The 22,971-nt window shown below is 68.6% G+C and carries 19 protein-coding genes; 9 read left to right on the top strand and 10 right to left on the bottom strand.

The features are described from left to right. Positions 1–6: 6 nt before the first annotated feature. Entirely contained in the window at positions 7–1,770 is a 1,764-nt protein-coding gene (stpK7, locus tag BN977_RS21955; protein WP_036401501.1) for a serine/threonine protein kinase StpK7, read from the bottom strand. Positions 1,771–1,938: 168 nt separating this feature from the next. Here stpK7 and BN977_RS21950 point away from each other — a divergent pair, with 168 nt between their 5' ends. Beyond that, positions 1,939–4,302: a lysylphosphatidylglycerol synthase transmembrane domain-containing protein gene (locus BN977_RS21950; protein WP_036404160.1), complete on the top strand. Its 2,364-nt coding sequence runs from the start codon at positions 1,939–1,941 to the stop codon at positions 4,300–4,302. Positions 4,303–4,326: 24 nt separating this feature from the next. Continuing rightward, positions 4,327–4,812 (top strand): TspO/MBR family protein, encoded by a 486-nt coding sequence (locus tag BN977_RS21945; protein WP_036404158.1) that lies wholly within the window; start codon positions 4,327–4,329, stop codon positions 4,810–4,812. Between the two features lies 1 nt (position 4,813). Here the strand turns inward: BN977_RS21945 and BN977_RS21940 are convergent, their stop codons facing one another. After that, positions 4,814–6,322, bottom strand: coding sequence for a DUF7937 domain-containing protein (locus BN977_RS21940; RefSeq protein ID WP_234709655.1), 1,509 nt, complete (start codon positions 6,320–6,322; stop codon positions 4,814–4,816). Positions 6,323–6,451: 129 nt separating this feature from the next. Here BN977_RS21940 and BN977_RS21935 point away from each other — a divergent pair, with 129 nt between their 5' ends. After that, positions 6,452–8,128: a DUF7159 family protein gene (locus BN977_RS21935; RefSeq protein WP_036401499.1), complete on the top strand. Its 1,677-nt coding sequence runs from the start codon at positions 6,452–6,454 to the stop codon at positions 8,126–8,128. A 169-nt stretch (positions 8,129–8,297) separates the two neighbouring features. Then, positions 8,298–9,068 carry a cutinase family protein gene (locus BN977_RS21930; protein WP_024454104.1) on the top strand — a complete coding sequence of 257 codons (771 nt, stop codon included), beginning with the start codon at positions 8,298–8,300 and terminating at the stop codon, positions 9,066–9,068. Positions 9,069–9,123: 55 nt separating this feature from the next. On the opposite strand, the gene BN977_RS21925 is transcribed toward BN977_RS21930, so the two are convergent. Then, positions 9,124–10,632 (bottom strand): PE-PPE domain-containing protein, encoded by a 1,509-nt coding sequence (locus tag BN977_RS21925; RefSeq protein ID WP_036401497.1) that lies wholly within the window; start codon positions 10,630–10,632, stop codon positions 9,124–9,126. 1,023 nt (positions 10,633–11,655) lie between these two features. Here BN977_RS21925 and BN977_RS21920 point away from each other — a divergent pair. Continuing rightward, positions 11,656–11,868 (top strand): heavy-metal-associated domain-containing protein, encoded by a 213-nt coding sequence (locus BN977_RS21920; protein WP_024454102.1) that lies wholly within the window; start codon positions 11,656–11,658, stop codon positions 11,866–11,868. A gap of 22 nt (positions 11,869–11,890) precedes the next feature. Then, on the top strand, positions 11,891–13,972 hold the full coding sequence (locus tag BN977_RS21915; protein WP_036404154.1) for a heavy metal translocating P-type ATPase: 2,082 nt from the start codon (positions 11,891–11,893) through the stop codon (positions 13,970–13,972). Positions 13,973–14,016: 44 nt separating this feature from the next. Here the strand turns inward: BN977_RS21915 and BN977_RS21910 are convergent, their stop codons facing one another. Beyond that, positions 14,017–14,451 (bottom strand): hypothetical protein, encoded by a 435-nt coding sequence (locus BN977_RS21910; RefSeq protein ID WP_036401494.1) that lies wholly within the window; start codon positions 14,449–14,451, stop codon positions 14,017–14,019. Positions 14,452–14,863: 412 nt separating this feature from the next. On the opposite strand from BN977_RS21910, the gene ripB reads away from it, so the two are divergent. Beyond that, positions 14,864–15,607: an NlpC/P60 family peptidoglycan endopeptidase RipB gene (ripB, locus tag BN977_RS21905; protein ID WP_407661203.1), complete on the top strand. Its 744-nt coding sequence runs from the start codon at positions 14,864–14,866 to the stop codon at positions 15,605–15,607. A gap of 54 nt (positions 15,608–15,661) precedes the next feature. Here ripB and BN977_RS21900 read toward each other — a convergent pair whose 3' ends face one another. The 3 genes from BN977_RS21900 to BN977_RS21890 form a co-directional block, all read right to left on the bottom strand. Further along, on the bottom strand, positions 15,662–16,606 hold the full coding sequence (locus BN977_RS21900; protein ID WP_036401491.1) for a M56 family metallopeptidase: 945 nt from the start codon (positions 16,604–16,606) through the stop codon (positions 15,662–15,664). Then, positions 16,603–16,992: a BlaI/MecI/CopY family transcriptional regulator gene (locus BN977_RS21895; protein WP_024454097.1), complete on the bottom strand. Its 390-nt coding sequence runs from the start codon at positions 16,990–16,992 to the stop codon at positions 16,603–16,605. The genes BN977_RS21900 and BN977_RS21895 overlap by 4 nt, the downstream gene beginning before the upstream one ends. Positions 16,993–17,091: 99 nt before the next feature. After that, positions 17,092–18,612 (bottom strand): multicopper oxidase family protein, encoded by a 1,521-nt coding sequence (locus BN977_RS21890; protein ID WP_036404152.1) that lies wholly within the window; start codon positions 18,610–18,612, stop codon positions 17,092–17,094. Positions 18,613–18,739: 127 nt separating this feature from the next. On the opposite strand from BN977_RS21890, the gene BN977_RS21885 reads away from it, so the two are divergent. Further along, positions 18,740–19,492, top strand: coding sequence for a response regulator (locus BN977_RS21885; RefSeq protein WP_024454095.1), 753 nt, complete (start codon positions 18,740–18,742; stop codon positions 19,490–19,492). After that, positions 19,489–20,640 (top strand): sensor histidine kinase, encoded by a 1,152-nt coding sequence (locus BN977_RS21880; protein WP_036401488.1) that lies wholly within the window; start codon positions 19,489–19,491, stop codon positions 20,638–20,640. The genes BN977_RS21885 and BN977_RS21880 overlap by 4 nt, the downstream gene beginning before the upstream one ends. A gap of 3 nt (positions 20,641–20,643) precedes the next feature. Here BN977_RS21880 and BN977_RS21875 read toward each other — a convergent pair whose 3' ends face one another. The 3 genes from BN977_RS21875 to BN977_RS33680 form a co-directional block, all read right to left on the bottom strand. Next, on the bottom strand, positions 20,644–21,291 hold the full coding sequence (locus BN977_RS21875) for a DUF305 domain-containing protein (protein WP_036401485.1): 648 nt from the start codon (positions 21,289–21,291) through the stop codon (positions 20,644–20,646). Positions 21,292–21,597: 306 nt separating this feature from the next. Further along, positions 21,598–21,942: a heme-binding protein gene (locus BN977_RS21870; protein WP_036404150.1), complete on the bottom strand. Its 345-nt coding sequence runs from the start codon at positions 21,940–21,942 to the stop codon at positions 21,598–21,600. A 49-nt stretch (positions 21,943–21,991) separates the two neighbouring features. Continuing rightward, complete coding sequence (locus BN977_RS33680; protein WP_084172646.1) at positions 21,992–22,294, bottom strand: hypothetical protein; 303 nt, start codon at positions 22,292–22,294, stop codon at positions 21,992–21,994. Between the last annotated feature and the right edge of the window lie 677 nt (positions 22,295–22,971).

Genomic DNA, 22,971 nt, shown 5'->3' with positions numbered 1-22,971 from the left:
CTCCCCCTACCGCGAAGCCCCGTTCAGGACCGGTTCGGCGACCATGCCCTTCTCCACACCCCACATGGTGGCGATGGTCTTGTACTCGCCGGTGGAAATCAGGTGTGCCAACGCCTGCAGCAGCGACTGCGCCAAGGGCGAGCCCTTGGCCACCGGCCAGCCGTAGGGCGCCGCGTCGAACACATCACCGGCGGGAACCAGGGCCCCGCCACTGAGCTTGATGGCGAAACCCGTCACCGGCGAATCCGCGGACATCGCAACGATATCGCCGGCGATCAGCGCCGCCGTCACGTCGTCCTGCCGGTTGTAGACCACCTTCTCGATCGGCGCCAGACCCGCCGCGACGCATTCGTCACTCTTGGCCGGAATCTCGACGGTCTCCTGGATCACGCTGGCCGCCACACCGATTCGCAACCCGCACGCCGAATCCGGGCGGACCGTCGCACCGGCGCGCTGGGCCCACAGCGTGCCCGCCTCGAAATAGGTCACGAAGTCGACCAGCTTCTGGCGCTCCCGCGTGTCGGTGACCGAGGACATCCCGACGTCGAAGGCGCCGCTCTGAACCGACGGGATGATCTGGTCGAATTCGGTCTCGCGGTATTCGGGTGTCAGACCGAGGGTGCGCGCCACCGCATTCATCAGGTCGACGTCGAAGCCGACGATCTCACCGGCCGAGTTCTTGAACTCGTTGGGCGCGTACGGGACATTCACGCCGATCACCAGTTTGCCGGTGTCGCGGATGTCGGCGGGCACGGTGGCGGCGATCGCGGCGACCGACCCGGGCGGCCCGTCGGCAACCACCGCCTTGCCCGGGTCCCACCATTTCCACGCGGCCACGGCGCTGGCGCCCACCAACACCAGCACCCCGGCAGCCAGCAACGCGCGCTGCGGCACCCGGCGACCGGCGCCGCCACCGCGCGGCACCGAATGGCGCCCCGAACCGGTCACCCGCACCGGGGTGTGCACCGCCCGGCGGGCAGCCGCCGCCAACTCGGCGCCGGTCTGGTAGCGCTTACCCGGCTTCTTCGCCATGCCTTTGGCGATCACCTCGTCGAAGGGCTGCAGCCGGGGATCGACCGCCGACGGTTTCGGCGGCGGGGCGACCATGTGCCCGGCGATCTGCTGCTCCAGGCTGTCGGCCGGATACGGCCGCGTCCCGGTGAGGCACTCGTAGAGAACGCACGTCAGCGCGTAGATGTCGGCCCGCGGGTCGGCCTGGCCACCGTCGAACCGTTCGGGCGCCATATAGGCCAGCGTGCCCAGCGTGCTGCCCGCCGTCGTCATCCCGACCTCACCGGCCACCCGGGCCAGACCGAAGTCGATCAGATACGCGAAGTCCTGCTTGGTGATGAGGATGTTGGACGGCTTGACGTCGCGGTGGATCAGGTCCTGTTTGTGCGCGGCATCCAACGCCGAGGCCACCTGCTCGACCACCTTCACCGCGAACTCCGGCTCCAGCGGTGTGTCGGCATCGGCCAGGATGGCGCCGAGGGTGCGTCCCTCGATCAGCCGCATGTCCAGGTAGAGCCGCCCGTCGATCTCACCGAACCCGTGGATCGGCACCACGTGCGGATCGTTCACCCCCGCCGCGGCCTGCGATTCCTGCCGGAACCGGGCCTGGAAGGTGGCGTCCAGCGCCAGGTTGGGTGGCAACACCTTGAGCGCGACCACCCGTTTGGTCCGGGTGTCGTAGGCCTGGTAGACCTCGCCCATCCCGCCGCGGCCGATCAGCTCCTGAAGCTGATAGTGCCCGAAAGGTGTCGCGTCCACCGTGTTCCCTCTCGGCGCCGGCCCTGTGTCGCGTTCTTGGCTGAGTCGCAGTGTCGATCGAAGCTACATCACAGTGGCAAAATTGTCGTCACGTGTCAGCCGGGATCCGCTGCATCTCACGCTGCGCCGGTACCCATGCTCGGCGTGACGAGCGGTTACGTTGTCCACGTGCGTGTCGACGGCCGGGACATCAGTGTCACCGGGAGCCTGCTGCAACCGTTGACCAGGCGCACCAACGACATCCTGCGGCTGGTGCTGGCCGCCCTGTTCCTGGCCACCGTCATCACCAGCTCGCTGATCACCCGCAATGACTGGGTGGCCCTGGAGCGGTCGGTGTCGGAGATCATCGGCGTGCTCACCCCGACCCAGTCCAACCTGGTCTACCTCGCCTACGGCGTGGCGATCCTGGCGCTGCCGTTCGTCATCCTGGTCAGCCTGGTGCTGTCCCGGCAGGTGAAACTGCTGGGCGCGTACGCCGCGGCGGGAGCGTTGGCCATACTCTCCCTGTCCATCTCCGGCAACGGCATCGCCGCCCCGCAGTGGCATTTCGACCTGTCCGACCGGCTGGACACCCAGCTGTCCCAGTTCCTCGACGACCCGCGCTGGATCGCGCTGCTGGCGGCGGTGCTCACGGTGTCCGGGCCGTGGCTGTCACGGCGGCTGCGGCGGTGGTGGTGGACGCTGCTGCTGGCGTTCGTGCCGATTCACCTGGTGGTCAGCGCGGTGGTGCCGGCCCGCTCGCTGCTCGGGCTGGCGGTCGGCTGGTTCGTCGGCGCCCTGGTGGTCTGGGTGGTCGGGACACCGGCCCTGGAAGTGCCGTTGGACGGCGCGATCCGGGCGCTGGACCGGCGCGGGTTCGTGGCGACGACGCTCGCCGTCATCCACCCGCCCGGCCCGGGCCCGCTGGTGCTGGCGGCCACCAGCTCCGATGCCACCGCGGTGGCCGAGCTGTACGGGCCGAATCAGCGCAGCGGTGGCGCCCTGCGCCAACTGTGGATCAAGTTCCGGCTGCGCGACGACGAGACCGCTCCGCTGCAGACCTCGATGCGGCGCGCCGTCGAGCACCGGGCGCTGATGGCCATCGCCATCGGCGACCTGGGCTTGGCGAACACCTCCACGGTGGCGATGGCCGCACTGGACCGCGGCTGGACGCTGTACGCCCGCAAACCCGCGCGCGGCGCCGCCCTGACCGCCGATGTCGCGACCGCCGGCGAGGTCTGGTCGGCCCTGCGCGCACTGCACGAACACGGCATCTCGCACGGCGATCTGCGGGCCAAGGAGATCACCGTCGACGACGGCGCGGTGCGCTTCGGCGGCTTCGCCTATGCCGAATACGGCGCCACCGAACAGCAGCTGCAGTCCGATATCGCGCACCTGCTGGTGACCACCACGGCGTTGTACGGCGCGTCGACCGCCGTCGCGGCCGCGATCGACGCCTTCGGGCAGGACACCGTGCTGACCGCCTCGCGCCGGCTCACCAAATCGGCGGTGCCCAAACGGATCCGCGAGCACGTGCCGGACGCCTCGGACGTGATCAAGGCGGCCCGCGAGGAGGTGCAGGAGCAGACCGGCGCCGGCCAGATCCGGCCCGAGACCATCACCCGCTTCACCCGCGTCCAGGTGATCCAACTGGTGCTGCTGGTGGCGCTGGTCTACGTCGCCTACCCCTTCATCAGCACGGTGCCGACCTTCTTCTCCGAGCTGGGGTCGGCCAACTGGTGGTGGGCGATGCTCGGGTTGATGGTGTCGGCGCTGACCTACGTCGGAGCCGCCGCGGCGCTGTGGGCCTGCGCCGACGGGCTGGTGAGTTTCCGCAACCTGTCGATCATGCAGGTGGCCAACACGTTCGCGGCCACCACCACCCCGGCCGGTGTCGGCGGCCTCGCGCTGGCGGCCCGCTTCCTGCAGAAGGCCGGGCTCACCCCGCTGCGCGCCACCGCGGCGGTGGCGCTGCAGCAGACCGTGCAGGTGATCGTGCACGTGTTGCTACTGATCCTGTTCACCACCATCGCCGGCGCGTCGGCGAACCTGTCGCACTTCGTGCCGAGCGCGACGGTGCTTTACCTGGCCGCCGGTGTGGCCCTCGGACTGATCGGGATGTTCCTGGCGGTGCCCAAGCTGCGCCGCTGGCTGGCGTCGTCGCTGCGGCCGAAACTCAAGGAGGTCACCGGCGACCTGATCGAGCTGTCCCGGGAACCCAAGCGGCTGGGCCTCATCGTGCTGGGCGCGGCCGGGACCACGCTCGGCGCCGCCCTGGCACTGTGGGCGAGCGTCGAAGCGTTCGGTGGTGACACGTCGTTCGTCACCGTCACGGTGGTCACCATGGTCGGCGGCACACTCGCGTCGGCGGCTCCCACCCCGGGCGGTGTCGGCGCCGTCGAGGCCGCCCTGATCGGTGGCCTGGCCGCCTTCGGGGTGCCCGCCGCGATCGGGGTGCCGTCGGTGCTGCTGTACCGCGTCCTGACGTGCTGGCTGCCGGTGTTCGTCGGCTGGCCGGTGATGCGGTGGCTGACGCGTAACGACATGATCTGACGAGGCGTCCGTATGTTGGTCGTCATGGCCCTCGCAACCAAACTCGCATCCGCAGCCGCCGTCACCGCCACCGCCGTGGTCGGCGGTCTGGCCAGCCGGCCGGCGCAGTCGTCGTGGTACGAGAATCTGCGCAAGCCGCCGTATCAGCCTCCGCGCCAAGTGTTCCCGATCGTCTGGCCCATCCTGTACACCGATATCGCGCTGGTGTCCTCGGCGACGCTCGACGAACTGCAGGCGCGCGGGGAGACGGCCAAACGCACGTCCTACATCGTCGCCCTGGTCGTCAACCTGGTGCTCAACGCCGGCTGGTCGTGGATCTTCTTCGGCCGGCGCAAACTCGGTGCCGCCGCCCTGGGCGCCGCCGCGCTGACCGTCAGCAGCGCCGACCTGACCCGGCGCGCCGTCGAGGTCAACGGCACCAAGGCGGCCCCGCTGGCGCTCTACCCGGCGTGGTGCGCGTTCGCCACAGCCCTGTCCACGCCGATCTGGTGGCGCAACCGCACGCGCTGACTCACTGCCCGCGGGTGGGCTTGCGCTGGATGCGCAGCGCCTGGGTCGGCGCCTCCAGCGCGGTGGTAGCCGGCGCTTCCAGCGCAGTGGTGGCCGGCGCTTCCAGCACCGTCGTCCGGTCATCCTGACGCCGCACGATCCTCGGCACGGTGGCCTGCTGCGGCTCGACGACGGGATCCGGCGCCGGTCGGGTACGCCGCCGGATCACCAGCCCCGCCAACGGGCCGGTGAACAGCAGGACAGCCAGCACGATCAGGCTCAGCACGGCGACGGTCACGTCGAAGGTGCTGGTGATCTGCTGGGCCAGGTTGTTGCCGTAGACGGCGTCGGGCGCCGGCGTGGCATACCGCGGCGCCAGCGCCACCCCGATCGCCACATTGGCGATGCTGAAGACGAACAGCACGCCACCGAACGCGGCGGCCACCACCGCACTGCTCACGTTGCGGTGCAGCCACGGTGCGATGACCGCCGTGATCAGGTTGAACGCCGTCATCGCGACGCTGTCGTACAGCGCCCGGGGCAGGTCCAAGGACAGCGCGATCAGGTAGTCGACCACGCGCAGGGCGGCGGATGCGAACGCCCAGAACGCGATGAGCATCAGGCATTTCTGTGCGGCACCACGGTAGGCGCCGATGGTCGGCGGTTTGATCAGGAAGACGGCGTACAAGGTTGTCGGCGCGACGATTCCGGCCACCGCGGCCCAGGCGAGGTAACCCTCATAGCCGATGGCCGCGGTCGAGGTGTTCTGGGCGATGCCGTGGAACGCATCGATATCGCGACCGATACCGCTGATCCACGTCAGCGTCGCCGCGACCGCGCCCGCCGCGCCCAACGCCGTGGTCGCCAGGCGCGCGGCCGCGGTCCGCTCGGTCAACCAGCGTGAGGCGATGACCAGCGCGATCAACGCCTCGACGCCGTACAGCAGGGTGGAGACGACGACGGCGATGTCATGCCCGCCGAAGGCGCCTTCGGTGACGAACAGGTACCGCAGCCGCCAATACAGGTTGAAGGCCACCGACAGCGTCGCCAGCCCGATCGAGACGAAGCCGATGACCCGCGCGATCGCATACCAGCGCCGAAAACCGTTGTCCTCGATGGTGATCGAGGTGATCGGCGGCTGCGCCGCCATCAGCGCCCCGGCCACTCCGAGCAGCATGCCCGGCCCGACGCCGGGTGGCACCGCCCCGGTGCCGCCGTGCTGCACGGTCTGCGCCAGGTGATAGCCGACGAAGACCACGACCACGAGCAGGTAGGGGGCGCACAACAGCACCCGGACCCGGGTGGCGCGCCGGATATCGGTGAGCGGGCGGACATGCGGCACCGCGGCGGCACCGACGGCCAACGCCGTCGCGATGACCAGGATGACGAACAACGATCCGCCACTGCCGGGGATGCCGAGCCCGAACCGCAGATTCCACGGCAGCAGCAGCGCCAGGATCAGCAGGGCGACGGCGGCACCGTCGCGCACCCGGTTGGTGCGGCGGGGAATGTAACCGGTGCGATCGCTCACCCGCCCGATCCTTCCACGCGGGCGGTGGGCAGGGTATCGACTTCTGCTCGGCACCCCGTGCTGTGCGGTAGCTTGGAACGGTCGAAGCGTCGGGGGTGGCAGAGCACGCGTGAGGCAAGGAGTAAAGCCGTGGACGTAGTCCTCGGGGTCGCGGTCACCGGTCGGGTGGCGCGGCTGGCGATGATCGATTCCCCCGGCACCCAGGTGCTCGATCAGTACGCATTCGATCTGGACGATGACGCACTGGGCGAGCTCGCCGAGACCATCATCGGCACCCATCGCGAGATCGCCGCCTCGGGTAACCGGCTGGCCGCGACGCGACTGTGTCTGCCGGACGCCGCCGAGGCGCAGACGCTGCGTCAGACCGTGGTCGACGCCGGGGTGCCCAATGTCGACGTGGTCACCGAGGCCGAGGCGGCCGCGTCGCTGGCCCGCAGCCAGGGCGTCGACGCGTCGCTGCTGTTGGCCGACGACGACACGGTGTCGCTGACGGTCGTCGGCGACAACCCGGCGCTGGCGTCGACCCTGGCGTCGGTGCCGATCGGCGTCGCGGGAGCGGCCGTCGCATGCGCGACGGTGCTGCAGCAGGCACCGCCGGAGATCCGGGTGATGCTGACGGGCCAGCGCCTGGACCTGGATTCCATTGCCGCCGAACTCCGTTCGACGATGCCCGTGCAGGTACCGGCCGACGCCGGTTACGCGATTGCCCGCGGCGCCGCGCACACCGCCGACGGTTCGGGCGCCGCACCGGCCGGCGCGGCCACCCAGCTCGCCCCGGTGGTCGCCGCCACCGCCGCCGCGCCGGTGCTCGACGCGACGCAGGCCGCCCCGGTCGTGGACGCCACGCAGGCCGCACCCGTCAACGCGGCGAACACCGAACTGGCGCCGCAGCTGGCGTATTCGCAGGCCTCCGACGACGAACCGTGGTCCGGGTACGACGAGATGTCCGAGGCCGCCATCGCCGAGTTCGTGCCCGAGCAGGAAGACGAGGCGGGCGCCGATTTCACCGAGGCGATTCCGGCCCCGCCGCCGCGGTTGATCCTGATGGGCAGCGCGGTGGGGTTCCTGGTGGCCAGCTTCGCGACCTTGGCCGTCACGGTCGCCGTGAACATCCGTCCGGCGGCGGTGGTCAGCGCCCAACCTGCACCCGTGCAGTCCGACACCGTGCCCGGCCGGTATCTGCCGCCCGTCCCGCACGAGCCCGATCCGGTGGCGTTGCCGGTCGCCGTGCTCACCCCGGCACCGGCGGCACCCGCCGCCCCGGCGCGCTCCCGCAGCGTCAGCCCGCCGGCGGTGACACCGGCACCGCAGGCGCCCACCCCGGTGCAGGTTCCCCCGGCGGCACCACCCCCGCCCGCCGGTGCGCCGGCGGTCCCGATTCCCATTCCGCCGGTCATCGTGTTGCCGCCGCTGACACCGTGGACACCGCCGACGGTCACCATCACCACCACTCCGACCACGACCACCCCGACCACCACCACGTCGACTCCGACGACGACCACGTCGGCGCCCCCGACCACCACCACGGCCACCACGGCCACCACCACGGTGCCGCCCACCACGACGATCGCGCCGCCGACGTCGCCCGTCGAACCGGTCACCCCGGTGACCCCGGTGCAACCGGTCACTCCGGTGCAACCCGTGACTCCCGTCGCGCCGGTCGAGCAGCCGCCGGTGGTCGAGGCACCGCCCGTGACCAAGGCGCCATCGGCCGAATCGCCCTCCGGCGGGTCGTCGCACAGTGGTTCGGGCGGCAGTGGACATTCCGAACAGGCGCCGGTGACGACGGTGTTGGAGAGTCCGTAGCAAACGTCGCAGGGAGCGCGGTCCATCCCGGCCCACCGAACTTTCCGCAGGTGAGATACATCACTTGACAACTGCGGAATCGCAGCTCAGGGATCCCGACTTATAGCAGGCAGTTGCCACCTCTACGCAGAAGCGATGGCGAAGCTGACCCAAGGACGGGGACCACCTCATGAGCACATCTCTTCCAGCCCGCATCGCGAAATCCACGGCATTCACCACCCTGGCCTTGGCCGCCATCGTGGTGGGCCTGTTCGCCGGCCCCGCCGCCACCGCGAGCGCCGCCGACGACTCCTGCGCCGCCGTCGAGGTGGTGTTCGCTCGTGGCACGTTCGAAGGGCCGGGCGTGGGCGCCACGGGCCAGGCCTTCGTCGACGCCCTGAACGCCCGGCTGCCGGGGAAGACGGTCGACGTGTACGGGGTGGACTACCCGGCATCGCTGGACTTCGGGCGCGCGGTCGACGGTGTCGCCGATGCCGCCAACCGGATCCAGACGATCGCGGCCCAGTGCCCGTCGACCAAGATCGTGCTGGGCGGCTACTCGCAGGGTGCGGCCGTCGCCGGCTACACCACCAGCAGCACGGTGCCCGCCGGGGTGGCGCTGCCCGCCGGGTTGTCCGGACCGATGCCGGCCTCGGTGGCCTCTCACGTCGCGGCGGTGGCCCTGTTCGGTACTCCGGACAACTGGTTCCTGAGCCTGGCCGACCGCAGCGCTCCCCCGATCACCGTCGGTGATCTGTACGCCGGCAAGACCATCCAGCTGTGCGCCACCGGCGACCCGGTCTGCTACCCCGGTGGCTTGGACCGCTCCGCGCACAGCTCGTACAAGTTCAACGGGATGGCCGATCAGGCAGCCGATTTCGTGGTCGGCCGGCTGGGTGTGCCCGCCGCCCCGGCCGCGACCGTGGTGCAGGCCGCCGCCGAGGTCCAGCCCGGCAACTGAACCCCTTCGAACCGACGGCCGGAAGCCAGTCCTGCGGGATGGCTTCCGGCCGTTGTCATTTCGCCGACTGATCGCCGGCGCCGCTGTCGCCGGTGTCAGCACCGGCCTTATCGCCGTCGCCGGCCGCCGGGGTTGCCGTGTCGGACGCGGTGGGTGACGCCACCGGCGCGGTGGTGGACACCTCCTTGGGCGCATCGCCGGCTGGTTTGCGCGCCGTCGCCGTCTTCCGCGGGTGCACCGGCGGCTTGGTGTCGGTGTCGGTGTCGGTATCGGCGGTCGTCGACGCCGCGGCCGCAGGCGAGGTGGCCGTGGGATCGACGGGCTTGTCGTCCGGCTTGTCGTCGGTCGAAGGCGGCTGCGGCTGATCCGCCGTGACGGAATCGGCGGTGACGGTGCCGGCCGCGGGCTGCGGGGCGCTCGTTTGCGCGGCGGCAAGCCGTGCGGTCGGGGTCGGGCTCCCATTGAGTTCCCGGTCCCGGGCCTCCATGGCGTCGATGATTTCCGAGGTCGTCGTGGGCGCCGTCGTGTAGGGCGGTGTGCTCGGCCCAGGGTCCGGAGGATCGATCCCGGCCAGGCGCTGGCCCGCCCGCGCGAACCCGGCGGCGATCGCGCTGAGGTACTGGATCGTCTTCTGCGGGGTGGGCAGGAAGCCCACCTTTCCGCTCTCGTACATGCCGGTGCTCTCGACGATCGGCTGCATGATGTCCTGCAGCGCCTGGATGATCCTGGTCGGCACGCCGAGCAGTTTGAGCGGCATGAGCAGCGGCATCACCGGGCTGTTCACCCGGACGGTGACGACGTTGCCCTCGACGGTGGTGACGTTGCGCGGATCGTCGAAGTCGAAGCTGTCCAGCCGCGAGTGTTCGAACAGGAATCCGGCCGCGATCTGCAGCCAGCTCACCGGGTTCCACAGGTACCTCGGAAAATACGCGATCGGATCGTATTCGCGGTTGACCCGCAGGTACGTTCCGTCGGGCAGGGGCACGGCACCGCCGGGGATGTCGGATCCGAATGTCGAGTCCTGCGAGCGGTACCGGTCGAAGAGTCCGGTGCCCGGGGTGTTCGAATCACCGTAGAACACCGCAAAAACGCTCGACATGTCGTAACCGGTGGCCGCCACGCGGTTCAGCGCCTCGGCGGCCACCCGCCCGCCGAATGAGCCGGTGTCGATCCCGCTGACCGTGGTCGAAGGGTCTCGAGCCAGGAGCAGTTCGGTGAGCCAGCTGGCACCGGAGTCCAGTGACGCCGCGGTGACGTCGCCCGGATAACGAGTCCGATCGGTGAGCAGGGTGACGTCTTGGATGCGTTGCCAGACGCCGCCGTCCTGCTCGGCCAGCGCCCCCGGCGGGAAGTTGACCCCGGCACCCGGCACCGCGAACAGGGCCAGTGCGGCCAGGTCGACAGCGTCGGCCGAGACCGCTCGGTGCGGTTGATGAACCGCATACGGCATCTGCTGGACCACCGGCTGATCGACCGCCGCCGTCACGAGCAGTGCGGCCGCCGCGGGGACAACCAGAATCCCGATCGCGCGGTTGTTCTTCCTGACCCGGTGACGTGCCGTCACGGCGCCTCCTTGTGCGGGGATCTCACGGAATCGGATGACCGGCAGGACCGCCGTCCTCCATTTTCGGCGACCCTACGACATCGGCGATGGTGCCGCATAGTGATGCTTGCGATCGAAAGCTGTTCGGCGGCAACAATTGTCGGTAATTCGAGGGTCGCAAGGCCGTCGGCAAACCCACCTCGCTACCCGGCGCCGCCATCGAATCCGGGCAACCCCCTGCGGGCGACAGCCAATCCCACTGGGCCCGCAGCTAATATCGGTGAACAGCGGTCCGGGCAGCAAATCCGATGGCCCCGTACGGCGCCCCGACCATCACGCCGGACATGCCTTGCGCCACAACGGATCTCGCCGCACTCCCAACGGAAGTTCGGCTCATGCAAACCCCACGCGACACGGGACCGGCCACCGGCCGCCTCCCGCACCGGTCATCCGCCCTACCGCAGAGATTCCTGCTCAGCACCCCGGCGGGCCGATTTCTGGCGAATCGAGTGGGCCCGGCCGACGGCCGGAATATCCGCTCTCATCCGTCTTAGCTGAGCAATTCAGCAAATAACGCTGGAGTAGATTTCGACCTCCCCCCGGCAGCACGCCCAGATTCCCCGGGCCCGCGCCGTGCGGTCCGGATGATCTCCAAAGATGGTCCTTGTCACCAGCTTTCAGGTCACCTGCCGGCCCGAGCCGGTGTCGCCCACTCGCATTCTCGCTGTGACGCAACCGGACGACTGCTGGAATCCGCCGAATGCCGCCCCCGCCCTCACCGGCTACCCCATGCTCAGCACCCCAGGCGGTGGGCCGATCGCCCCCGACACGACCACGGGCCCAGTCGGGTGGCCGGACGTCCACCGCGCCCGGCAAACCCGCACACGCGACGCCCACCGCGCCCGCCGCCCGGACGGTGCCCCATCTACGTACTAGATACGTAGACTGTGACGCGTTCGGATGCAGCGGCACCTTTACCGATACCCCGCCCGGGTATATGGTGATCGTGGGTACCCCCGAGGGGTATCGAGAAAGGAGCCTCACATGGTCACGAGCGAATACCACATCACCGGAATGTCATGCGGTCATTGCGAAGCATCCGTCCGCACCGAGGTCGGCCGGATCGCCGGCGTGCAGAGTGTCGAGATCAGCGCCGAGACGGGCAAGCTGAGCGTGTCCGCCCGCGCCGAGATCGACGACGCGGAGATCCTGGCGGCGGTGGACGAGGCCGGCTATTCGGCCGTGCGGGTGCCATGAGCACGCCGACGGAGGAGTGATCATGGCCCATCCGCACGATGGCCACCACGCCGTCGACACCGACCACCACCCGCAATCCACATCCGGCGCTCATGCCGGCCACGGCGGCCATGCCGGACACGGCGGCGATCACGTCGCGCAATTCCGAAAGCTGTTCTGGGTCAACCTGGCCATCGCCATCCCCGTCGTGGCCTTCTCCACGATGTTCGCGATGCTCGTCGGATATCAGGTACCGGACTTCCCCGGCGCCCGCTGGGTCGCCCCGGTGCTGGGCACGGTCATGTATGCCGTCGGCGGACGCCCCTTCCTGACCGGAGCGATCAGCGAAATTCGTTCTCGCACACCGGGGATGATGCTGCTCATCGGGCTGGCGATCACGGTCGCTTTCGTGGCGTCGTGGGGAGCCAGTCTCGGGTTGCTGCACCATGAACTGGAGTTCTGGTGGGAACTGGCGCTGCTCATCGCGATCATGCTGCTGGGGCATTGGATCGAAATGCGCTCGCTGGCCCAGACGACGTCCGCGCTGGACTCCCTGGCCGCCCTGCTGCCCGACGAGGCCGAGAAGATCGACGGCGACAGCACGGTCACCGTGGCCGTCTCCGAGCTGCGGGTGGGTGACCTCGTCATCGTCCGCCCCGGCGGCAGCGTGCCTGCCGACGGCGTGATCGTCGACGGCCGTGCGGACATGGACGAGTCGATGGTGACCGGGGAATCCCGGCCGGTGGCCAAGGAAACCGGTGACGACGTGACCGCAGGAACGGTCGCGACCGATTCCGGTTTGCGGGTCCGGATAACGGCGACCGGCGACGACACCACCCTTGCCGGTATTCAGCGGCTGGTGACCGAGGCGCAGAACTCCTCGTCACGCGCCCAGCGTCTGGCCGACCGCGCGGCGGGCTGGCTGTTCTGGTTCGCCCTGGCCACAGCCGCCGTCACGGCCGTGGTGTGGACGCTCGGTGGCCATCCCGATGCCGCGGTCGTGCGGGCCATCACCGTGTTGGTGATCGCGTGCCCGCATGCCTTGGGTCTGGCGATCCCGCTGGTGGTCTCGATCGCGACCGAGCGGGCGGCCCGCGGCGGTGTGCTGATCAAGGATCGACTGGCGCTGGAGAGCATGCGCACGGTCGACACCGTGCTGTTCGACAAGACCGGCACGCTGACCAAGGGCGAGCCCACCGTGACGGCGGTCGAGCCCGTCGGCGACCTCGACGGTGATGCGGTGCTCGCGGCGGCGGCCGCCGCCGAATCGGACAGCGAACACCCGCTGGCGCGCGCCATCGTGCGCGCCGCGCAGGAACGCGGCCTGACAATGCCCCACCCGAGCGGCTTCACGTCCTCACCGGCGGTCGGCGTCACCGCGACCGTGGACGGCCACGAGGTGCGGGTGGGCGGCCCTCGGCTGCTCGCGGAGGTCGGAGCCGACGAAGTCGGTGCCGCCGCGGCGTGGCGTGGCGAGGGAGCGATCATCCTGCACGTCGTGCGCGACGGCGGTGTCATCGGCGGCCTCCGCCTGGCCGACGAGGTGCGGCCCGAGTCCCGCCAAACCGTCGAGGCCCTGCACACACTCGGCGTCGAGGTCGTGATGATCACCGGGGACGCCGAGGCGGTAGCACACGCGGTCGGAACGGAACTGCAGATCGACCGGGTGTTCGCCGGTGTGCGACCCGAAGACAAGGCGGCGAAGGTCGCCAGTCTGCAGCACGAGGGCAAGAAGGTGGCCATGGTGGGTGACGGCGTCAACGACGCACCGGCACTGGCCCAAGCCGACGTCGGCATCGCGATCGGCGCCGGAACGGATGTCGCGATCGCCTCGGCCGGGGTCATCCTGGCCAGCTCGGACCCGCGGTCGGTGCTGTCGGTGATCGAGCTCTCCCGTGCCAGCTACCGGAAGATGAAGCAGAACCTGTGGTGGGGCGCCGGTTACAACCTGATCTCGGTGCCGCTGGCCGCCGGCGTCCTGGCTCCGATCGGATTCGTGCTGCCCATGTCGGTCGGGGCCATCCTGATGTCGTTGTCCACGGTCGTGGTCGCGCTCAACGCCCAGTTGTTGCGCCGCATCGACCTGAGTCCGGAAGCCAGTACCCGCGTGATCCTCGACCGCTGAACGAGGTTGCGGCCAGTCTGGCGCGCAGTGGTCGTTCGATCGTGTCAATGCCCGTGGTCGAGCAGGACGAGCGTGTCGACAGTGGTGCCGTCGACGTTGTAGGCACGGCATTCGAAGGGCCCTCGGATCGGGGTGCCGATTTCGGTGTCGGTCTGCACCACGCCCGTCACCGCCCATACCGTGATCCGGGAATGTTCGACACCTTTGAGCGACTCGTCGAGCATGAGCGGGAAGAGGTCCTTGACGTCGGGATCCAGCGGGTCCGTGACCGCGTTGTCCACCGAGATCGACGGATTCGACGACGCCGGCAACCTCGCGCGGACATCGCTCACGCACCGGTCCCGCGCCGCCTTGGCATCCGCCTGCGCTTCCGACGGCGCGGTGCGGGTCAGCACGCCGACCAGTACGGCGACGAGTACCGCGGTCGACGCGACCGCGGCACCGATCCACCACAACCGGCGACCTCGGGTACCGTGCACCGGCCTCCTTTCCGACGTCGTTCTACTGTCATAAATAGTACTGCGACAAACAGTAGGTCTTGCCAGCACCGAGAAGCGTTCTGGCGACATGCCATTCACGCATACGGGCAAATACTGAACTGTTTCATAGAGAGGCCCGGTTTATCCGCACCGGGATTGCGGGCCGCCGGCCAATCGCCGCCACGGTCACCCGCGGTGCATCGACGTCGAGTCACGAACTCCGACAACGAATTACACACGTGATATTTGCTGGGCATGTTACCAATGTTGCCAATGTGGTGTAGCGTGGCTCTTGTTGTACGGCGTGACTACGTATTTGTTCGAAACGTAGTGCGATGGAGTGGGATCGCTGTCCGCAAGCACCGCAACGATGTGTGGCGGCCCTGTGCGACCACCAAAAGGGGATCGTGACGTGAGGACTTTTGCGCAAGTGCACACCGGCCGTGCCACTGCGTCCGGTGTGGGTCGGCGGCGCGCGTTGGCCCTGGGTGGTGCCGCGCTGGCTTCGGTCCTCCTCGCTCCCGCCGGACCGGCTCGCAGCCAACCCAACGGTGCCTGGGATCCCACCCTGCCCAGCCTGCTCAGCGCCGGGGCCCCGGGAGATCCGTTGGCCATCGCCAACGCCTCGCTACAAGCCAGCGCCATGGCGGCGCAGACGACGATGGATCTCGGGCGCAAGTTCCTGGGCAGTCTGGGCATCTTGGGCCCGGCGGAGAACGCGGCGCCGGCGTTGCGTGGCAACCGCGTCTACGGCCGGCAGGCGGTCGAGTACGTCATCCGGCGCGCCGGGTCGCAGATCGGGGTGCCCTATTCCTGGGGCGGCGGCAGCTTGACCGGCCCCAGCCGCGGGATCGATTCCGGTGCCGGGACGGTGGGGTTCGATTGCTCGGGTCTGGCCCGTTACGCCTTTGCCGGCGTCGGCATCCTGTTGCCGCGGTACTCCGGCGATCAGTACGACGCGGGCCGCAAAGTGGCGCCGTCGCAGGCCAAGCGCGGCGACCTGCTGTTCTGGGGACCGGGCGGAGGGCAACACGAGGCGATCTACCTCGGCGCCGGACAGATGCTGGAAGCGCAGCAGACCGGCGTCCCGGTGAAGGTGTCGCCGGTTCGGACGAGCGGAATGACCCCCTACGTCACGCGCGTCATCGAGACGTGAAAAGGCCTCTGCAGCCTGATGTCCCGGTCACCCACCGGGGCCAGGTACAGCCGCTCAACCCAGACACGGCGAGAAACCGGACAGGGCCAGACCGAGCACTGCGGGCGGACCCACCGCGATGGCGGTGCCGACGCCGGCCAGCATGATCTGTGCCGCCAGGCGGGCCCCCTTGGTCGCCGGCTCGGCCAGACGCTGTGCGCGGCGAAGCACCGCGACGTCGGCAGCACCGAGCGCGTGCGCGGGTGCGGCACCGACGAGCGCCAGCAGGCCGTCCAACAGCGCGTGTTCGCCGTAGCGGCGCACCGCAGCGTCGTCGGCGCACATTTCCAGCAGCCGTGCCACCTCCCCGGCGCCGCGGGTGAGCAGCCTGATCCGCGGGGCGACGGCGGCCAGCCCACGCAGGACGGTCACGATGCTCTGGTGGTGGCCGGCCAGGTGCGCACGTTCGTGAGCGAGAACCGCACCCAGTTCCCGTTCACCGAGTGCGGCGACAGCGGAACTGGTGACGACGATGGTCGACGGCCGACCCGCCACACAATAGGCGGCCCTTTCCCCGGACTTCACGACGTACACGTCGCCGCCGTGCATCGGTTGACCGACCATCCGGATCGCCTCGCCATGATCGTGGGCGTGGTCGCGCAGCCTGGTGATGGTGCGGACCAATCGCACGCCCAGCACGACGGTGGTCGCCACGGCGGCCAGCGCGACGGCCAGCACGGCGAACTGGGGTATCGGACCGGCAGCCCCAGAAGCCAAGTCGCACAGCAGTTCCACACACGATGCCACGAACGCCCCGGGCTCCCCCCAATGGGCGATCACGTCCACCACGAGGAAGGTCGCGATCAGCAGCGTGGTGCCCACCGCGCTGACGATCGCGGTGAGCCACAGTGCCACCGCGGTGCGGGGAGCGTGGCCGCTACGCGTCATCCGGGTCAGCACCGCCGGCCCCAGGACGAGCAGCGCGCCGTTGTAAACGGCCAACCCGGCCAGCGCGGTCACCGCTTCTTGGCCCTACTGCTTCGGCGACTCATCCGGCGTAACGCATCGCGCAGGCTGTCCGACGCCGTCGGCCCGATCTGTTCGACGAAGTAACTCAACACCAATTCGGACCGGCCACCGTCGTCGAGCGCCTCCCGCATCAGTCGGGCGGTGTGTTCTTCACGCGTCATGATCGCCCAGTACCGGTAGGCACGGCCGTCGCGTTCGCGTTCCAGCCAGCCCTTGGTATGCAGGTTGTCCATCGTCGACATCACGGTGGTGTACGCGATTTGCCGTTCCGCGGCGAGCTCTTCGAAGATGTCACGCACCGTGACGGTGTCGGGGTCGCGATTCCAGATCCTGTCCATCACGACGGCTTCCAGATCCCCGAAACCTCGCACACCCACTGGCCACACCCTCCGATTGTCGGAACGGAGTTTACCGTGCCGGGTGCTCTCGCAGGCGGACCGACGTGAGCGTCGCAGCCGAAGACCAGCACGCGCCCGTCACCCGGCGACGTAATCGAGGGTGGTCATCATCCCGGCCGCTTGGTGATAAGTGTTATGGCAGTGCAACATCCAGGTACCGGGATTGTCGGTGACCAGCCGTACGCCGATCCTCTGCCGGGGCAACACGATCAGGGTGTCTTTACGCGGGCCGGGCCGTCCGTCGGCGGTCAGCACCTCGAATGTGTGCCCGTGCAGGTGCATCGGGTGCCACATCGTGGTGTCGTTGACGAAGACGAGGTCGACGGTGCGGCCCTGCTGAACCCGCAGCGGCTCCGCCTGTCCGTAGGGGCGGCCGTTGATGGTCCAGTCGTAACTCATCATGTCGCCGGCCAGCCGAGCGGTCAGCGTCCCGTCGGCACGTCCGGCCGACAGCACCGCCTCAGGTGCGGCGGCGAACGTGGCCACCGTGCCGACCCGGCCGCGTAACTCGGCAGGCACGTAATCCGCTGCGGGTGCGGTACCGGCCGCCGTGGACAGCACCGCTCGGGCGTACGCGTTCTTGCCCTCCGCCGAGGCCACCAACGGAAACACACCGTCGCCCGCGGTGACCACCACGTCGTAGCGTTCCCCCATGCCCAGCAGCAGGGCGTCCACGTCGGTCGGCACCACCGGGAATCCGTCGGTGTGGGTCACGGTCATCGTGTGCTCGGCAAGGGCCACCCGAAACGCGGTGTCGGAGCCCGCGTTGATGAATCGGATCCGGAGTCGCTGACCGGGTTTCGCCGCGAACGTGGCGGGCGCCGCCGGGACCCGGCCGTTGATGACATAGGTCGGGTAGCTGATATCACCCGCATCACCCCCCAGCAGATCGCTGGTGCCGACACCACCGACGCCGGGCACCGCCGGACCCGATCCCATGCCCGGCATGCCACCCATCGCGTGCCCGCCCATGCCCATCGCCTGCAGCCCGTCGAACAGTTGTCGCGGGCTGCTGCCGATTCCGGCGGTCCAGTCGTCGAGTATCACGATCCATTCCGCGTCGTAGGCACCGGGTTCGCGCGGATCGTCGATGATCACCGGTAGATACAAACCCTGGTCGGCATCCAGATCGGTGTGCGGATGCGCCCAGTAGGTACCCGGATGTGGTGCGGTGAAGCGGTAGGTGAACTCCGCCCCCGGCGCGACATCCGGCGTGGCCGGTGCCGCGCCGTCCATGTCGTTGCGCAACGCCAATCCGTGCCAATGCACCGACGACGCCTGCGGTAGACCGTTGACCAGCGTGACCGCCAGTTCGTCGCCGACATCGGCCCGGATCAACGGCCCCGGCAGCATCTGGTTGTAGGCATAGGCCTGCGCCCGGGTGCCGCCGAGGTCCAAGGCCGCCGATCCGGCGGTCAGCCTCACCTCCACCGTGCGCCCCGTGTGCGGGCGGGCCGCTTCGGCCGCCTCGATCGCATCGGCCAGACCTGACGCACCGCCGCCGGTGCGGGCGCGGTGACCGCATCCGGCCAGCGCGAGTCCCCCGAGTGCGGTGGCCGCCAGAAACCCGCGCCGCGTCAGGGCAGCTTCCCCGCTCATCGACACCCCCTTCACCATCTGCCACGATGAGCGGGTTCACCGGCGAAATCGGTATTGCTTTGATGAAGATTCGGTCAAAGTGGGCCCGGTGTGCCCATCGGCCGCAGGTAGGCGGCACCATACGTGCATGGACAACGCGACAGCACCCGCCGGACCCGGTTCGGGATTTCGCGCTCTGGTGGTCGATGACGAGGTGGGCCTGGCCAACGTGGTGGGCAGTTACCTTGAGCGCGAACAGTTTGAGGTCACGGTGTGTCACACCGGGTCCGACGCGGTGGTGCTGGCTCGGGAAGTCGATCCCGACGTGGTGGTGCTCGACCTGGGCCTGCCGGGTATCGACGGTGTCGAGGTGTGCCGGCAACTGCGGGTGTTCTCCGACGCCTACGTGGTCATGCTCACCGCCCGTGATTCCGAGACGGACACCATCGTGGGTCTTTCGGTCGGCGCCGACGACTACGTCACCAAACCCTTCAATCCGCGGGAGTTGGTGGCGCGCATCCGGGCCATGCTGCGGCGGCCCCGCACCGTGTCGGCACTGGCCGATCTGCGCCGCACCGCGCCGCCGGAATCCGCTCCCCCGCGGGTGTTCGGGCCGCTGTCCATCGATATCGACCGCCGCGAGGTGACGCTGAACGACGTGTCGATCTCGTTGACCCGCACCCAGTTCGACATTCTGGCCACCCTGTCCGCACGACCGGGTGTGGTGTTCTCCCGCGGACAGATCCTGCAGACGGTCTGGGGTGATTCGTGGGTGGGCAATGACCACCTCGTCGATGTCCACATCGGGCAACTGCGCCGCAAGCTCGGCGACGACGCGGCCAATTCCCGCTTCGTGCAGACGGTGCGGGGCGTCGGATACCGCATGGGTACGGGCGCATGACCTCCTCAACGACGGTGCAGCGCAGCGCTTTCGGCTGGCCGCGACCGAGATTCGGTCTGGGCGCGCGGCTTCTGGGCGCGCAGGCCCTGGTGTTGCTGGCCGGCGGGCTGACGACGTTGGTCGTCGCCGCGGTGGTCGGTCCGCCGCTGTTCCGTGAGCATCTGCGCCGAGCCGGTGTCGGCCACGGTTCCGACGAGCAGTTCCACGCCGAGCAGGCCTACCGCTATGCCACCGCACTGTCGACCGCGGTGGCGGTGGCGGTCGCCGCCCTGGCCGCGCTGGTGGTGAGCGCCTATTTCAGTCGCCGGCTACAGCGTTCGGTGTCCGAGGTGTCGGCGGCCGCCAGCGCGTTGGCCGCGGGCCACTACGATATTCGCGTCGCGCCGGCCGGCCTGGGAACCGACTTCGACAGTCTGGCCGCCGCTTTCAACCAGATGGCCCAGCGGCTGGGCAGCGTGGAGCTCACCCGGCAACGGATGTTCAGCGATCTGGCCCACGAGATCCGTACGCCGGTATCGGTTTTGGAGGTCTATCTGCAGGCCGTCGAGGACGGTGTGCGGGTGATGGACGCCGAGACGATGTCCATGCTGCGCGGCCAGGCGGACCGCCTGGTGCGCTTCTCCCAGGATTTCGCGGCGTTGGCGCGCGCCGAGGAGGGCGGCGCGTCGCTCGACCTGCAGCTCGGCGCCGCGGCTCCGGTGGTGCGCGATGCGGTGGCGGCGGCCGCCGGCGGCTATGCCGCCAAGTCCGTTGCATTGACCAGTGAGCTGCCCGCCGAACTGCCGCAGGTTCGGTGGGATCCGCAGCGGATCGGTCAGGTGCTGCAGAATCTGTTGGACAACGCCCTGCGGCACACGCCGGCCGGTGGCCGGGTACACGTGCGGGTCACCGCCGACCAGCGCAACCTCACGGTGACGGTGTCCGACAACGGCGACGGCATCCCGGCCGAACACCTGCCGCACATCTTCGAGCGGTTCTACCGCGTCGACGCCGCGCGGGACCGGCAGCACGGCGGTGCGGGCATCGGGCTGGCCATCTCCAAGGCCTTTGCCGAGGCCCACCACGGCGACCTCACGGCGACCAGCGCCGGACCGGGACACGGCGCGACGTTCACCTTGGTGGTGCCGATCACCGGTCCGACCGCCTAGCCACTACAACGTCGCCAGGATCGACCTCATCGTCTCGATCTCCTTCTGCTGGCTGGTCTTGATGTTGTTGGCCAACGCGATCGCATCCGGGAACTGACCGGTCCGGATCTCGGTCTCGGCCATCGTGATCGCGCCTTGGTGATGCGCAATCATCTGCGTCAGGAACAGCTTGCTCGCGGCGACGCCCTGGGCGTTCTGCAGCGCAGCCATATCCTGCTCCGACATCATGCCCTCGCCATGCATGCCCATACCGGGCATATCCATGCCGGGCATCCCCATGCCCGGCATGGACGAGGAGGGAGCCATGGCCGGGGTGCCCCACTGCGACAGCCAGCCCTTCATCTGGTCGATCTCGGGGCCCTGCGCCGCCTTGATCCGGGTGGCCAGATCCGTCACCTTCGGGTCGATGCCCTGCTTGCCCAGGATCATGTCGCTCATCTCGATCGCCTGCTGGTGATGCGGGATCATCATCTGCGCGAACATCACGTCGGCGTGGTTGTGCGCGGCGGCCGACGGGGCCGCCGAGGTGGATGTGGCCGAGGTGGATGTCGCGGCCGGTGACGGCCCGGCCGCGGGCGTGGAGTTGCTACACGAGGCGAGCGTGACCGCCGCCGCCACCGCGGCCGCGCCGGCCAGCACAGTTCTTTTCACGAGGCTTCCTTTCGGGTCGATCGCGGCGCGCTCGGTCCGGGCGTCACCGCGCTCACCCCAGCCTGTCTTGGGCCGGTATGGCCGCGCTCAGCGTCGGCTCAAGATTCGGTAAAGATGCCGGGACCGGTTTCTGCCGTGGTTGCCCTGGGGCTTCGACTCTTGTCAGACGGATTGTGTGACAACGACATAGGAAAACAGCACGTCGGACTGACCGCCCTCCCTGATGAGGGTCACGTAGGAGCCGTTGAACGACTGACCGGCACAATCATCGATCTTGTTGAGCAACTGATCAGGTGAGCACAGCCGTCAGCCCATCGGCGTGTCGGGGACCGGGGCGTTGCAGCGATCCCGGAAATCCGCCGCGGGTTGCCTGATGGCCCTGAGTTCGTCACTCACTTGGGGGTTTGCATCAAAGTAGGCCGTGATCGCGGTCCGCATGTCGTCCCGATTCTTGCCTTTCAGACCGGTGAAGAAGGCGTTTACGTCCGGATGCGTGAACAGATAAGCCGAGGTTCCGGCGGATACACCGGACATCACTCCCGCCAGATCCGCTGCAGTGCAGTTCGGCGGATCCGCGGCGGCGACGGCGGAACTGCCGATGACCATCGGCACGGCCATCAGGGTCGCACCAACGAGGTTACGAATGCGCATGATTGAGCTCCTTTTCCGATTGAACGTGTCCAGCACTGGTCCGTTTTGGTCAGCGTCGAGGGCCGATTCCGCCCGGACGACCGGGTAGGCCGGGCCCACCTATATCGATTCCTGGATCCCAGATCACATCCATGCCCCAATCGTCATCGCAATACCAGGTGTCCGCACAATAAGAGGGATAGGCCACCGACGGCGGAGTCGGTCCGCCGCCACGAACGTCACCCTGTGCGCAAACCGTCGCGTAACCAGCACTGGTGCAGTCGGCCGAAGCCGGCGGTGCTGCCAAAACGCCGATGCCATTGAAAACCAAGGGAACTAATCCGGCCAGAAGGAAGCGCTGTTGTACTTGCACGACGAACCTCCTTGGATTCGACGACCACGCGGTCGATAACTACAAAGGGTATTCCCACCCGTGAGCCCGCGGAATATGTTCAGGCATTTCGGTTATCGGAAAGTCCGGCGCATCAATTCGTTAGCGCCGCTCTTTTTTGCCACTGCAAATTACCGCGCACTCCGCTGCCTCGATCTTGCGCGGGGTCTCTTCGGACTTGCTTCCGTAGCGCCTCGAGTCGAAATCGGGCATCCAGATGCGTCGAACGACAAATGGGAACACGCGCGTCGTTTGCGCGTAACCAACGCTTTGTATCGTCGGAGATGTGTCCACGCATGCGTCGACCGCGAAGTCGATCTTCCGAGAACTCCTCGCTGAGGCGGTCACCTCCGGGCGCCGGCCTCCTCGCACGTCCGAGATAGGACCGGGAACGTGGCATGCGATCGATGTCGTCGCTCGTGACCACCCAGAGGCAACACCAGAGCAAATAGTCGCCGCTTTTGACGCCTTCTCGATCGATGGATCGGTTCGATAACGCGAAGCCCGCACAAGTGACGGAAGCGGTGGTCACCACTTCACATGCCAGGCTGATTCCGCCGCGGTCCGATGGACCTGTCCGACCGCGGGCACTTTGAGCAGTTGTGCATCGTGACCTCAGGGAACCGAACAGTCGAATCTGAAAGCCGTGCGCAATAGAG

The organism is Mycolicibacterium cosmeticum (genome assembly GCF_000613185.1).
GTDB lineage: Bacteria > Actinomycetota > Actinomycetes > Mycobacteriales > Mycobacteriaceae > Mycobacterium > Mycobacterium cosmeticum.
This window is presented reverse-complemented; position numbering and strand designations above follow the sequence as displayed.